The following is an 11564-nucleotide window of genomic DNA, read 5'->3' as shown; positions in this document are numbered from 1 at the left end:
CACATTTAATAGTATCGAAACCAAGCGTCCCCAACCGGCCAGAAACCGATTGGGGACGCTTAATTTTTCTTGAAATTGCTTTTAGCTTACGATGCCGGGCGAATCCCCAAAATCAGGGAAACAATCAGCACCAGAACCACCGCTCCGATGATCGAGGGGATAATGGCCATGCCGGCCAATTGCGGTCCCCACGATCCTAAAACTGCTTCACCGATCGCCGAACCAACCAGCCCGGCAATGACGTTGCTGATAAGGCCCATCGAACCGCCCCGTTTGGTAATCGCTCCCGCAACCAGACCAATCAGTCCACCGACAATTAATGCCCAGAGCCAGCTCATTTCATCCCCTCCTCATCCTTTTTATTCATTAAATTGTCTTTAAGGTCTTGAACCTTGTCCTTAGCCTTGCCAAGGACCTTTTGCGTCTTACCAGCCGCCTCTTCTTGACGGTCGCCGGTTACTTTTCCCTTAAGCTCTTTAAATTTACCAGCAGCCTGATCCTTTAATCCGTGTTTATCCGTAGCCATTATAATCAACCTTTCCGTTTAGTGATTAATGCAACATCCAAATACCGGCCTTTCTTCCGGTGACCTAAGCTACTTGCTGATGTTTTAAGTCTAACAGCTGCTAACACGGTCGACAATCCATTGCGCGCTGACTTACGGCTTCCTTAACTAACTTACGAGATTATTAAAAACGGCTGTGATTCACTTATTTAGCCGCCCCGGCCAAAAACTGGTCGGCACAAGCCAGGGCCTTCCCACCGTATACGGTTGAGGGGCCGCCACCCATCATTATCGCGACGTTGATCGTTTCGACAATCTCATCACGGGTTGCGCCTAATTTGATGGCACCCTTAACGTGCTGGACAATGCAGCCTTCGCAACGGATTGCAACCGCAATTCCCAGTGCTTCCAGGGCCTTGGTCTTGCTATCCAGCGCCCCCGCCTTAATGGCCTCCTCGTGGACACCGAGGAACGCCTGACCGGTTGCCCCGGTACTGGCAAAGAGCTGCTGATTATTGGCCATTACTTCGTTCAATTCCTGTTGGTAGTCAGTCATGTCAATCTTCCTTTCAATCATTCACACTTACCCACTTATCGTCAATAATACATCTTAGAAAACGCTTTCTCAAGTAGCATTAAAAGCGGGGTTCCGGACACGTTGATGTTATCCTCGGAACCCCGGTTCTATTTTCTTTAGTGATCGGCCTTACTGCAACGAATCCCAGGCAGATAGCTCAACTGGCTGCTGGACAGCTAAGGTTTGCAAATCCGTGCTCAGGTACTTCTTGTTGATGACGGCCTCGTAGGTGTACTCCTCAAACCAGTCCTGGGTCATCACGAAGTAGCCGTTGTCCCCGTTATCCTTGCCCCAGCTATTTTCAATCTTCCAGCGGGTCGGCTGGTCGTTTACCAGGTCAAAGCCGGTCAGGGTCATGGCGTGGGAAACCATCGCCTGCCGTGACTCTAGTCGGTCCTTCTTGTCCATGGTGAAGTCGACACCCAGCAGTTCTTCGCGGTGGAAGAGCTTGGCGTCCATCAGGCCCCGCTTGCGGTCCATCTGCTGGAGAACATCATTGCCGACCCAGACGGTTTCCCCAGCTTTCAGCTGCTTAATTGCCGCCTCCTGCAGGTCCGCGAACGGCACGTTGACGAACTTAATCGGCACCCCGCCAACGACGCTGTCCTGGCTTGGCATGGAGTAGACCCGTTGGTAGTCGTGGTCGGGCGCATTGGTGACGACCACGTAGTCGTTGAAGTTGGTATCAAAGTACTGGTGGTAAAAGTCGAGCGGCGTCAAGTCCAGTACCTGGTGGAACTTTTTGTCGTCATCACGGAATTCCAGGTCAAACTTAACCGGTGGTTCACCGAAGGCGTAGGCAGCGACCTTGTACACGTCGGCCATCATCCGCTCCCGGGCCTTCGTTAATTCGTCATCACTGTCGCCATGGCTGACCATCCGCCGCAATTCCAGGGCGTCCTTGCGCATCAGGTAGTTCATCACTTCGGCTACGTCGCTGGTGTCCTTGGTATTGTGGGTATCCGGCATCACGTATTCCGGAACCACCCCGTACTTTTCGATGATTGAAGCCGCGTTAGCCCACTGACCGCCGTCATTCAGGGCGAAGTTGAGGTAAAAGTCGACCAAGCGATCGTGGAGCGGCCGGTCAGCGGTCGCAATCACCTTTTGGAAGAACATATTGGCCCGTTCAATCCGGTCCCAGAAAAAGAGGTAGTTTTGGGAGAGTTCAAAGTCCTTAAAGTGGTACTTGCTTGCAAACTTGTGCCGGAGCGTGTTCAGGGCCGCAAACGACCAGCAGCGGCCACTGTGCCGCTGGTTGCTGGGCTTCCCGGTTTTAATTTCGTACGAGAAGGCCCGGTGGAGGCGTTCGCTGGCCGCCGGGTCTTCGCTGGCGTTCTTAATCCCGTTCTTTTGAATTGCCCGGGCGATGACTGCCGCATCTTGGCGCGCACGAAAGGCCTGCTGGTATTTTTTGACCATCTTAGCTGTGAGTTCTTGTTCAGACATTCTTTTTCCTCCTCGTTGCTATTAATTATTTCTATCTTAGCACTTTCGAGGAATTAACTGGTCTAAAAAGGCTAGCCGCGGATCCACCGCTGCCAGCCCATCCTTTGCTATTCTCCCTTGGCCAGCTTTCGCTTGACCATCTCGGGGTCGGCCTTGCCCGGGTTCAATTCCACGAGCTTGCCCGAACCACTGTAAATAATCCACTCCGCCAGGTTGACGATGTGGTCCCCGGCCCGTTCCAGGTAACGGATCACCGACAGGTAGGTGCCGTAACTCTTAACGTCCTCCCGTGACTTGACCAGCGCGTCCATGATCGCGTCCTGCTGCTGGACGTAGATTAAGTCGACCTGCAGGTCCTCGTTGGCAACCTCGTAGGCCTTTTGTTCATCGGTATAGACGTAGGCGTCCATCACCTTTTCCAGCATCTGGCGGACAATCATCATCATTTTTTCAATCTGCTGCTCAACTTGCTCGTCATCGTCGGCCGCGCTGAGGCGAATACCAGCCCGGGCGATATGGGCTGCGTAATCCCCCAACCGTTCGACGTCCGAACTGGCCTTTAAGATGGAAATAATCTTGCGGAAGTCCGTCGCTACCGGCTGTTGGAGGGCCATCAGTTTGAGGGCCTGCTTTTCCAGCTGGATTTCCTCATCGTTCAGCTGGTGGTCGGTGTCCAGTACCTGCTGGGCCAACTGGGCATCCTTCTCGGTAAAGGCCTTGGTCGCCTGGTAAATCTGTTCGCTAGCGTCAATCCCCATCTCCATAAACCGACCGCGTAGCCGTTTTAATTCATCATCAAAGATCGCTCCCATGGTTTTCCTCCTAACCGAACTTACCGCTGAGGTAGTCCGCCGTTTGCTCTTCCTGCGGGTTCATGAAAATTTGCGCAGTCGGGCCAAATTCAACCAGCCGTCCCTGGTGCATGAAGGCCGTCCAGTCTGCTGACCGCGATGCCTGCTGCATGTTGTGGGTCACCATGATAATAGTAAACTGCTCCTTTAATTGTACTAGGGTCTCTTCGATTTGCGAAGTCGAAACCGGGTCGAGGGCACTGGTCGGCTCGTCCATCAAAATGATTTCCGGCCGGACCGCCAACGTTCGGGCGATGCAGAGCCGCTGCTGCTGGCCCCCGGAGAGTGCCAGTGCGCTCGCCTTCAGCTGGTCCTTGACTTCGTCCCACAGGGCGGCCTGGCGAAGGCTCTCCTCCACCCGCTGGTCCAGCACCCGGCGATCACGTTCCCCGGCTAAACGCAGGCCATAGATGACGTTCTCGTAGATTGACAGTGGGAAGGGGGTCGGCTGCTGAAAGACCATCCCAATCCGCTGGCGGACCCGGTAAACGTTGACATCCGGCTGGTTGATGTTGAGGCCGTGAAAATTAATCGTGCCGGTCACGGTGGCCAGGTCGTCGTTCATCCGGTTAAGGCTCCGCAGGACCGTCGACTTCCCCGATCCCGACGCACCGATCATCGCCGTGATCTGGCGGGCCGGGAACTTGAGTGAGACGTCCTGGACCACTTGCTTGGCGCCATAAGCAACGTGCAAATTTTTAACTTCTAAAGCTGCCTGTTCTGTCATTTGATCCCATCCTTACTTTGCCAACCGCCGCTTAATCAGGGAACCGACCAAGCGGGCGAGTAAATTGAACGCTAAAATAGTAATAATCAAGACCGCCGCGGACCCGTTAGAAACGGCCCGGGCGTCGGGAACCAGGCCCTCGCTGTTGACCTTCCAAATGTGGACCGCCAGGGTTTCTGCCGGGCGGAGTGGGTTGAGGAAGCTGGTCGGGCTAAAGGGGTTCCAGTCGGTATAGCTAATTGCTGGGGCGCTTTGGCCCGCGGTGTAAATCAGGGCCGCCGCTTCCCCAAAGATTCGGCCGGCACTCAAGATCGCCCCGGTGATAATTCCCGACAGGGCCGCTGGTAAGACAATTTTCGTGGTCACCCGCCACTTCGACATCCCCAGTCCCAGGCCAGCCTGGCGTTGCAGGGCCGGCACCTGGCGAAGGGCGTCCTCGCAGGACCGCGTCAACAGGGGCAGGTTCAAGATGGTCAGCGCCAACGCCCCGGCTAGCAGGGAAAAGTCCAGGCCAAACTGGAGCACGAAGACCAGGTAGCCGAAGAGGCCAATCACCACCGACGGCAGGGAACTCAGCACTTCGATTGCCAGGCGGAGAAGCGCGGTCAGCCGGTTTTGCGGTGCGTACTCGCTCAGGTAAATCGCCGCGCAGAGGGCCAGGGGTACGGAAACCAGCATGGTCAACACTACCAGGTAGAGGGAGTTAAACAGCTGGTCACGGATCCCCCCGCCACTCTTAAATGATTCAGCCGGTGAAAAGAGGAAGTGCCAGGAAACATTCGGCAGGCCGACCACCAGGAGGTAGACCAGGAAACTAACGACTGCCAGCCCGGTCAGCCCCGCCAAGGCTAAGACGACCGTGGTTGCAATTTTATCAACTTTTTCTGCGCGCATTAGTGCTCCCCTTTCCTGGCGGCCAACCTAAGCAAGAGGTTAAACGCCAACGACATCAGCAAAAGAATTAACGCCAGTGACCAGAGGGCGTTGTTGGAGGTGGTCCCCATGACGGTATTCCCGATTCCGGTCGTCAGGACACTGGTCAGGGTTGCGGCCGAAGACATCAGCCCGTCCGGCATGACCGCCGCGTTCCCGATTACCATTTGCACGGCCAGCGCCTCACCAAAGGCCCGGGCCATTCCAAAGATCATTGCCGTGAGGATCCCGCCCTTAGCACTGGGAATCACTACCCGGCTAATCGTCTGCCAGCGGGTCGCCCCCAGGCCGGCGGAAGCCAACCGGTATTCTTTCGGCACCCGGCGGAGGTTATCAATCGTCATCGAGGTCATGGTCGGCAGCACCATCAGAAAGAGCACGCAGGTTGCGGCTAAAATCCCGAAGCCGGTTCCGCCAAAGAGCTGGCCCAGGCGCGGCACGATCACGGTTAGGCCGACGTAGCCATAGACGACCGAGGGCACTCCGACCAGCAGTTCAATCACCGGCTGGATCCACTGGTTGGCCCGCTTCGGCAGCATCTCCGTAATTGCCACCGCGCTGACCAGCGCCAGCGGCAGGGCAACAATCCCCGCCAGGAGCGTGACCGCAAAGGAAGTAACAATCATTGGCAAGGCGCCGTAGAAGTGGTGGCTGGGCTGCCAATTGCTACTGGTCAGAAACGTGCCCAGGGAATATCCGTCCTTGGTAAAGAGCGCCAGGCCCTTACTGGTCAAGAAGAGCAGGATGGTAGCAACCAGGCCGCCGATAATTACGATTGCCAGGTAGCTGATGAGTTTCCCCCGCCACTCCTGCCGACTCTCCGCGGAGGCGGTCGTTAGCTGTTTTTTGAGTTCATCCATGGCTTACTTCCTTTCACTTACCTGACCCGTCGGCGACTTGGTCACTTTCATCTCGTGGATGCTGACGTAATTGGCGTCTTTGACCAGGCTGCCCTGGACCTTTCCCGTCTGCATAAACTTAATAAACTGGCTCGTGGCCCGGCTGGGGTGCGCCTGGGTGTACAGGTGCTCGTAGGACCAGATGGGCCAGCGGTTGGTCGTGACGTTGGCGGCCGTCGGGGCAACGCCATTCAGCTTGAGCGGCCGGACGGTCTGGTTGAGGTAGGCAAAGGAAATGTAGGAAACCGCCCCGGGGGTGTTGGCGACAATTTCCTTAACCGTCCCGTTGGAGTCCTGTTCCTGGGCCCGTACCGCATGGGTGCCCTTTTTGAGAACCGCCTGTTCAAAGGCGACCCGGGTCCCGCTGCCGCTCGCCCGGTTGATGACGGTAATTGGCAAGTCGGGCCCACCGACCTGGCGCCAGTTGGTGACCTCCCCGGTGAAGATCTGCCGAAGCTGCGCTAAGGTTAAGTTTTTGACCCCTAGTCTGGGGTTGACAATCGGGGTAATTCCCGACACCGCCACGATGTTGTCACGGAGCTTGCCAGCGGCAATGCCGTCCTGCTGGCTGGCGAAAATGTCCGCGGACCCGATGTTGACGGCGCCCGCTTGAACCTGGCTCAACCCGGTGCCAGAGCCGCCGCCCTGAACGGTGATGTTGGTTGACGGGTGATTGTGCCGGTACTGGGCCGCGACCGCCTCCGTCAATGGCTGCAGGGCCGTCGAACCGACAATCGTGACCTTCTCCTGGGCGGGATGGTGTTTCGCGGCCACCCAGCCAGCGCCGAGGCTGCCAACAAATGCCGCCAGAACGATTCCCAATAATATTCTCCGCATGATTGCCTCCTAGTTGTCATTCCGGATTTCCTATGATACAAATAGAGAATAACAAGCCGCTGTAAACTTTTAATTGAAGCAATGTAAAAGTTATGTAAATATTGGAGAACGTTTCCGAATGGCAAAAGAATTTCTATTAATGAGCCGGTCAGCGGACCTCGTGGACCAATTAACGGCTAGCTGCAAGAAAGCCCGCTGGCAGCTCACCCAAATTACCACCCCGACCGGCCTGGTCGTCGCCCTGGAGCAGCGCCCGGTCGCCGGGGTGTGGTGGGACTTGAGCCAGGTCAGCCTGGATACGACGATTGCTACGATGACCCTGATCCGCCAGCAGCTCACCGGGCCGATTATGGTCTTGGCTCCCGAACTGACCGACCGGATTCAGCGCAAGCTCTTTTCCGCCCAGGTCGATGACGTAATTCCCCTGCCGGTTGAAGAGCGGGGCTTTCGGGCGCGGGTCAGTCAACGGCTGTGGCTCTACCGCCACGTTAAATTCGCGACGGCAACCACCCCAAGGGAACCCGCGCCGACTGCGGTCATTGCCACCAGCGACTGGACGATTGACCAGGCCAACTACACGGTTAAGAAGGCCGGCCAGCCGGTCGAACTGACCCCCAAGGAGTTCCAACTGCTCTCCTATTTAATCAACCACCACAACCAGGTCCTCAGCCGCGAGCAGCTGGTTTCCGGCGTCTGGGGCTACGACCTCCTGGCGAGTTCACGGATCGTCGACATCCACATCAGCCACCTGCGTGATAAGCTAGAGGACGACCCCCACAAGCCCGCCCACCTGCTGACAGTGCGGGGCTTTGGCTATAAGTTTGTATAAAAAAGAAACCGCCCCGATTAGTTAGGCATAATCAGGGCGGCTGAGGCTGGGAATTAACTCAGTCTCTTTGCTGTTTTAAAGATAAAAATGCTTCAGCGCAGCTAAATTAAAAATAAAAATGCAGACTTACTTTGGTTAATCCCAGAATAAGACTGCATTTTTAATTTAGCGTCATAATATTTTAAGCAGTAACCCAATTATATTTTTTAAGGAAGATTGGCGACGGTTTTTCACTGTTACTAAGTTTCCCTTCTTTTTTGGCCTCTGCTAACTTATAGTTGGAATCCAGCGAAAGTAATAACTGGCTGGAAATCCCCATTACTTTTTCGATTCGAAGAGCAAGAACCTCAGTTAAAAAGCGTTTACGGTTAAGAATATCAGAAACGTTTTTCTGGGTAACACCGATACGTGCAGCCAAATCAGCTTGCGTAATGTCATAATGATCCATCACTTCTTTTAATAAATCGGCAGCCGAACTAGTATGATACTGTCTAATTTTATTTTCACGATGTAGCATAACAATCAGCTCCTTAATGATAATCTTCAATGCTGGTTATCTGAATAGTTACAATCTGGTCCCTGTTTGTTGATAATTCATCGTTCTTATCGTAGCCTTCAAATACCATCCGATAGTTGCCGCTAATATCAACCGCGAACTTGCCAGATAGTTCTCCTTTTAGCAGGTGGCATCTGGGCGGCGGATCTGATGGTATGTGAGCAAGTGTCTGGGCTGCATCGAATTCATCTAGACGTGCTTGAATTCGCCGCGCCCTAGATTTTCCATAATGTTTCAAAAGCACTTTTGGATCATTCAGAATCTTTGTCAATTTTTTAGTTTCCGCAAAGTATTCCATATTGGCACCCCACTATTATTATACCGATTTGGTATTAAAGAGCAAGAATAACAGCTTACCTTTAGTGGCATCAGTTGCTTTTGCTTCCGAACTAACTAGCAATCAGTTAAACTATAATTGAATAAGTTCACAGGGAGGAATTCACAATGAGTAAAGTATTTGTTGCCGGCGGTTCCGGCCGGGTCGCGACCGACCTAATCAAAGACCTGGTTGCTGACGGTCACGAGGTCATCGCGGGCGCCCGCCATCCCGAAAAGATTGTGGAGCTGGCGGGTGTTACTCCGGTCGCCCTCGACCTCCACGGTGACGTTGCTAAAATTGCCAGCCTGATGGCCGGGACCGACGCTGTCTACTTCGTCGCCGGTTCCCGGGGCAGGGACCTCCTGCAGACCGACGCCATGGGCGCGGTTAAGACCATGCAAGCTGCCGAACGGGCGGGCATCAAGCGCTACATTATGCTCAGCTCAATGTACGCCCTCCAGCCGGAAAAGTGGGCTGACTACCCGGCTCTAGCGGCGATTACCGACTACAACATCGCCAAATTCTTCGCTGACAACTACCTGGTCCACGACACTGACCTGGACTACACGATCGTTCAGCCGGCGACCCTGACCGAGGAAGCGGCGACCGGCAAGGTGACCTTTGGCGAGGGTGACGACACCACCAACCCGATCCCGGACGTTGCTCGGGTCCTCGCCACGGTGCTGGCAAACGACAACACCATCAGTAAGGTCATCCTGATGCGGAGCGGCGATACGCCAATTGCTGCGGCAGTGAAAGAAGTTTAATTGCCCCATCTTGCTTGATTGCGCCCCCAGTGCTAAACTACAAACCAGATTAAATGCGATGGTGTTCGCAATGAACCACCGGTCAGCGCCGGTTGATGACACCTGTCTCTGCAAGGGGACGGGTGTGCGTCCCTTACAGCAATTCCTGTGAGGGGCGTTTTTTTGTGGTCACCATTTAGAATGGAGAATTGTGATGAAGATAAGAAAAGTCATTATCGTGGGGCTGTTTGCCTTTGCGGGCGGATTGCTCCGCTACCTTGTCAATGGTCACTGGGGCCTGGTGGGAATCTTGGGCTGCAACCTAATTGGCGCCTTTTTGCTGGCCCTGCTCACCTACGCCGTCATTGAACGCAATCTGGTCGCCGACTGGCTCTCCCTGGGCCTCGGTACTGGACTAATCGGTGCCCTGACCACCTTCTCGACCTTCACGGTTACCACCATCCAGCTCTGGCAGGCCCGTCCCTTGCAAGCCGGCCTCTACTTCATCGTCAGCAGTCTTGGCGGGTTGCTCGCGGCCGGACTCGGTGCCTGGTTGGCCCGCTACTTAAGGAGGCCCTAAGATGTTATTAACTAGTTCTGGCGCCGCGCTTGGTGCCATTTTACGCTACTTGTTGACCCTGACTGGTAAAAAAACAGCTTGGAACTGGCCCCTCACTACCCTGCTAATTAACTTAACGGGCGCTTTCATGCTCGGCTTGGCAACGCATTACCTCGCTAACAATAGTTTGCTAATGACCTTTCTGGGCCCCGGCGTTTTAGGCGGGTATACCACTTTTTCGACCTACAACGTCGAATTGCTGACCCTTATTAATAGCCGCCGCTGGTGGGCAGCAGTTAGTTACGCCGGCCTTTCACTAATTGGTGGTCTCCTGGCGGCCGCAATCGGGCTGGGTCGCTGGTAAATTTAATCGAAGCGCCGGCCCAGAATTTCGAGGTCCCGTTGGACACCATCTAATTCCGCGACCCGCGGCAGGCTGCCCCACTCCGTAAAGCCGAAGTGGCGGAAGAGCTTGAGGCTCGGCTGGTTATGCCCGAAGATGTAGGCCACAATGGCGGTGATCCCGAGCTGCGGCAGCTGAGCAATCACGAATTGCAGGGCCTGGTGCCCCACGCCTTGGTGGCGGACCGCCTGGTCAATGTAAATGCTGATCTCGGCCGTGTGTTCGTAGGCGGGACGACCGTAGAAGGGTTCCAACCCCACCCAACCAACAATTTGGTCGTCCTGCTCCATTACCCAGAGAGGGTGAGTCGCCGTAAACGACGCCAACCAGCCTTCGCGGTCGGCCACGATGACCGGTTCCAGGTCCGCGGTGGCCAGCCGGGACGGGATAATCTGGTTGTAAATTTCCACGATGCGGGGCAAATCCGAATGCGTTGCTTGGCGAAATTTCATGACAAAACCTGCTTTCTTGTACTAATTAACTGCCATCATACCGCAAATCGGGCTTACAGTTTGAACGAATTTGGGAGGCTGGGAGAAAACCATTGTTTTCTCACCAGCCTCTTGCTAGTTCTTAACTATTACAAAGATAACGTGGAAAACAACCACAAGGCTAGTGTATAACTACGAACGATAGCCGGCCCGTACCGTGCCAACTATCGTTCTAGGTTAGCCATACGCCTTGTCGAGGAGGTTGTTTCCCACTCTCGGTACCCTAGTAAATGGTAAACTAATAGAAAACGCTTACGGAGGTTTTATGATGGAGATTGATAATAAACTGCACTCCGGTAACATTTACGACCCGGAGGACCCGCAAATTCTCGCTGAACAAACTCAGGCCATGCTGCCGATGTACGAATACAACGCCACCCTACCGACCGAAACGACCAAGCGGCAGGAGTTGCTGGCCAAGATGTTTGCCAAGGTCGGCGAAGGTTCCTACATCGAGCCGCCCTTCCACGCCAACTGGGGCGGCAGGCACGTGGAACTGGGCGCCCACGTCTACGCCAACTTTAACCTGACGATTGTCGATGACACCTACGTTTACATCGGCGACCACACCATGATGGGTCCTAACGTGACCCTCGCCTCCGCTGGGCACCCGATCCTGCCAGAACTGCGCGAACGCGGCTACCAATACAACCTGCCGATTCGCATCGGTAAGAACTGCTGGCTCGGCGCTGGCGTGATCGTGGTTCCTGGGGTGACAATCGGTGATAACAGCGTCATTGGTGCGGGGGCAGTGGTTACCAAGGACATCCCCGCCAATATGGTCGCCGTTGGTACTCCCGCCAGGGTCCTGCGCAAAATCAGCGCCCACGACCGGAAGTACTACCATGGACAGCTGGAGATTGACCCGGGGTTGTTGAAATAG

General features: G+C 54.8%; 17 protein-coding genes and 1 riboswitch. Of the genes, 5 read left to right on the top strand and 12 right to left on the bottom strand.

Annotated elements, in window-relative coordinates:
• Positions 1-86 precede the first annotated feature (86 nt).
• The 9 genes from HMPREF0494_RS04670 to HMPREF0494_RS04630 all read right to left on the bottom strand — a co-directional run bounded on the left by HMPREF0494_RS04670 (position 87) and on the right by HMPREF0494_RS04630 (position 6778).
• Complete coding sequence (locus HMPREF0494_RS04670; protein WP_007123787.1) at positions 87-338, bottom strand: GlsB/YeaQ/YmgE family stress response membrane protein; 252 nt, start codon at positions 336-338, stop codon at positions 87-89.
• Entirely contained in the window at positions 335-526 is a 192-nt protein-coding gene (locus HMPREF0494_RS04665; protein WP_007123786.1) for a CsbD family protein, read from the bottom strand. The genes HMPREF0494_RS04670 and HMPREF0494_RS04665 overlap by 4 nt, the downstream gene beginning before the upstream one ends.
• A gap of 184 nt (positions 527-710) precedes the next feature.
• A complete protein-coding gene (locus HMPREF0494_RS04660; protein WP_040458799.1) occupies positions 711-1061 on the bottom strand; it encodes a carboxymuconolactone decarboxylase family protein in 351 nt (116 codons plus the stop codon).
• Positions 1062-1211: 150 nt separating this feature from the next.
• Complete coding sequence (locus HMPREF0494_RS04655; protein ID WP_007123784.1) at positions 1212-2531, bottom strand: C1 family peptidase; 1320 nt, start codon at positions 2529-2531, stop codon at positions 1212-1214.
• 107 nt (positions 2532-2638) lie between these two features.
• On the bottom strand, positions 2639-3343 hold the full coding sequence (phoU, locus tag HMPREF0494_RS04650) for a phosphate signaling complex protein PhoU (protein ID WP_007123783.1): 705 nt from the start codon (positions 3341-3343) through the stop codon (positions 2639-2641).
• Positions 3344-3353: 10 nt separating this feature from the next.
• Complete coding sequence (pstB, locus tag HMPREF0494_RS04645) at positions 3354-4109, bottom strand: phosphate ABC transporter ATP-binding protein PstB (RefSeq protein ID WP_007123782.1); 756 nt, start codon at positions 4107-4109, stop codon at positions 3354-3356.
• Positions 4110-4121: 12 nt separating this feature from the next.
• Entirely contained in the window at positions 4122-5003 is an 882-nt protein-coding gene (gene pstA / locus HMPREF0494_RS04640) for a phosphate ABC transporter permease PstA (RefSeq protein ID WP_007123781.1), read from the bottom strand.
• Positions 5003-5902: a phosphate ABC transporter permease subunit PstC gene (gene pstC, locus HMPREF0494_RS04635; protein ID WP_007123780.1), complete on the bottom strand. Its 900-nt coding sequence runs from the start codon at positions 5900-5902 to the stop codon at positions 5003-5005. The genes pstA and pstC overlap by 1 nt, the downstream gene beginning before the upstream one ends.
• Positions 5903-5905: 3 nt before the next feature.
• Positions 5906-6778, bottom strand: coding sequence for a phosphate ABC transporter substrate-binding protein PstS family protein (locus tag HMPREF0494_RS04630; RefSeq protein ID WP_007123779.1), 873 nt, complete (start codon positions 6776-6778; stop codon positions 5906-5908).
• Positions 6779-6896: 118 nt separating this feature from the next.
• On the opposite strand from HMPREF0494_RS04630, the gene HMPREF0494_RS04625 reads away from it, so the two are divergent.
• Entirely contained in the window at positions 6897-7607 is a 711-nt protein-coding gene (locus tag HMPREF0494_RS04625; RefSeq protein WP_007123778.1) for a response regulator transcription factor, read from the top strand.
• 181 nt (positions 7608-7788) lie between these two features.
• Here HMPREF0494_RS04625 and HMPREF0494_RS04620 read toward each other — a convergent pair whose 3' ends face one another.
• The gene (locus HMPREF0494_RS04620) at positions 7789-8124 is read right to left on the bottom strand and encodes a HigA family addiction module antitoxin (RefSeq protein WP_040458798.1); all 336 of its coding nucleotides are present in this window, start codon (positions 8122-8124) and stop codon (positions 7789-7791) included.
• Positions 8125-8137: 13 nt separating this feature from the next.
• On the bottom strand, positions 8138-8461 hold the full coding sequence (locus HMPREF0494_RS04615) for a type II toxin-antitoxin system RelE/ParE family toxin (RefSeq protein WP_007123776.1): 324 nt from the start codon (positions 8459-8461) through the stop codon (positions 8138-8140).
• Between the two features lie 146 nt (positions 8462-8607).
• On the opposite strand from HMPREF0494_RS04615, the gene HMPREF0494_RS04610 reads away from it, so the two are divergent.
• From HMPREF0494_RS04610 to HMPREF0494_RS04600, 3 genes are all read left to right on the top strand, one after another.
• A complete protein-coding gene (locus HMPREF0494_RS04610; protein ID WP_007123775.1) occupies positions 8608-9249 on the top strand; it encodes an NAD(P)H-binding protein in 642 nt (213 codons plus the stop codon).
• A gap of 45 nt (positions 9250-9294) precedes the next feature.
• Positions 9295-9361, top strand: a riboswitch (Fluoride riboswitch).
• A gap of 81 nt (positions 9362-9442) precedes the next feature.
• Positions 9443-9808 carry a CrcB family protein gene (locus tag HMPREF0494_RS04605; RefSeq protein WP_007123774.1) on the top strand — a complete coding sequence of 122 codons (366 nt, stop codon included), beginning with the start codon at positions 9443-9445 and terminating at the stop codon, positions 9806-9808.
• Position 9809: 1 nt separating this feature from the next.
• The gene (locus tag HMPREF0494_RS04600) at positions 9810-10151 is read left to right on the top strand and encodes a fluoride efflux transporter FluC (protein WP_007123773.1); all 342 of its coding nucleotides are present in this window, start codon (positions 9810-9812) and stop codon (positions 10149-10151) included.
• A gap of 2 nt (positions 10152-10153) precedes the next feature.
• Here HMPREF0494_RS04600 and HMPREF0494_RS04595 read toward each other — a convergent pair whose 3' ends face one another.
• On the bottom strand, positions 10154-10642 hold the full coding sequence (locus tag HMPREF0494_RS04595) for a GNAT family N-acetyltransferase (RefSeq protein WP_007123772.1): 489 nt from the start codon (positions 10640-10642) through the stop codon (positions 10154-10156).
• A gap of 307 nt (positions 10643-10949) precedes the next feature.
• Here HMPREF0494_RS04595 and HMPREF0494_RS04590 point away from each other — a divergent pair, with 307 nt between their 5' ends.
• Complete coding sequence (locus HMPREF0494_RS04590; RefSeq protein ID WP_040458797.1) at positions 10950-11564, top strand: sugar O-acetyltransferase; 615 nt, start codon at positions 10950-10952, stop codon at positions 11562-11564.

This window comes from Limosilactobacillus antri DSM 16041, from assembly GCF_000160835.1.
Taxonomy (GTDB): Bacteria; Bacillota; Bacilli; order Lactobacillales; family Lactobacillaceae; genus Limosilactobacillus; species Limosilactobacillus antri.
This window is presented reverse-complemented; position numbering and strand designations above follow the sequence as displayed.

Bases quoted from the DNA above. Each gene is read 5' to 3' on its own strand.
- HMPREF0494_RS04670 (WP_007123787.1), bottom strand. From the start codon at position 338: ATGAGCTGGCTCTGGGCATTAATTGTCGGTGGACTGATTGGTCTGGTT.
- HMPREF0494_RS04665 (WP_007123786.1), bottom strand. From the start codon at position 526: ATGGCTACGGATAAACACGGATTAAAGGATCAGGCTGCTGGTAAATTT.
- HMPREF0494_RS04660 (WP_040458799.1), bottom strand. From the start codon at position 1,061: ATGACTGACTACCAACAGGAATTGAACGAAGTAATGGCCAATAATCAG.
- HMPREF0494_RS04655 (WP_007123784.1), bottom strand. From the start codon at position 2,531: ATGTCTGAACAAGAACTCACAGCTAAGATGGTCAAAAAATACCAGCAG.
- phoU (WP_007123783.1), bottom strand. From the start codon at position 3,343: ATGGGAGCGATCTTTGATGATGAATTAAAACGGCTACGCGGTCGGTTT.
- pstB (WP_007123782.1), bottom strand. From the start codon at position 4,109: ATGACAGAACAGGCAGCTTTAGAAGTTAAAAATTTGCACGTTGCTTAT.
- pstA (WP_007123781.1), bottom strand. From the start codon at position 5,003: ATGCGCGCAGAAAAAGTTGATAAAATTGCAACCACGGTCGTCTTAGCC.
- pstC (WP_007123780.1), bottom strand. From the start codon at position 5,902: ATGGATGAACTCAAAAAACAGCTAACGACCGCCTCCGCGGAGAGTCGG.
- HMPREF0494_RS04630 (WP_007123779.1), bottom strand. From the start codon at position 6,778: ATGCGGAGAATATTATTGGGAATCGTTCTGGCGGCATTTGTTGGCAGC.
- HMPREF0494_RS04625 (WP_007123778.1), top strand. From the start codon at position 6,897: ATGGCAAAAGAATTTCTATTAATGAGCCGGTCAGCGGACCTCGTGGAC.
- HMPREF0494_RS04620 (WP_040458798.1), bottom strand. From the start codon at position 8,124: ATGCTACATCGTGAAAATAAAATTAGACAGTATCATACTAGTTCGGCT.
- HMPREF0494_RS04615 (WP_007123776.1), bottom strand. From the start codon at position 8,461: ATGGAATACTTTGCGGAAACTAAAAAATTGACAAAGATTCTGAATGAT.
- HMPREF0494_RS04610 (WP_007123775.1), top strand. From the start codon at position 8,608: ATGAGTAAAGTATTTGTTGCCGGCGGTTCCGGCCGGGTCGCGACCGAC.
- HMPREF0494_RS04605 (WP_007123774.1), top strand. From the start codon at position 9,443: ATGAAGATAAGAAAAGTCATTATCGTGGGGCTGTTTGCCTTTGCGGGC.
- HMPREF0494_RS04600 (WP_007123773.1), top strand. From the start codon at position 9,810: ATGTTATTAACTAGTTCTGGCGCCGCGCTTGGTGCCATTTTACGCTAC.
- HMPREF0494_RS04595 (WP_007123772.1), bottom strand. From the start codon at position 10,642: ATGAAATTTCGCCAAGCAACGCATTCGGATTTGCCCCGCATCGTGGAA.
- HMPREF0494_RS04590 (WP_040458797.1), top strand. From the start codon at position 10,950: ATGGAGATTGATAATAAACTGCACTCCGGTAACATTTACGACCCGGAG.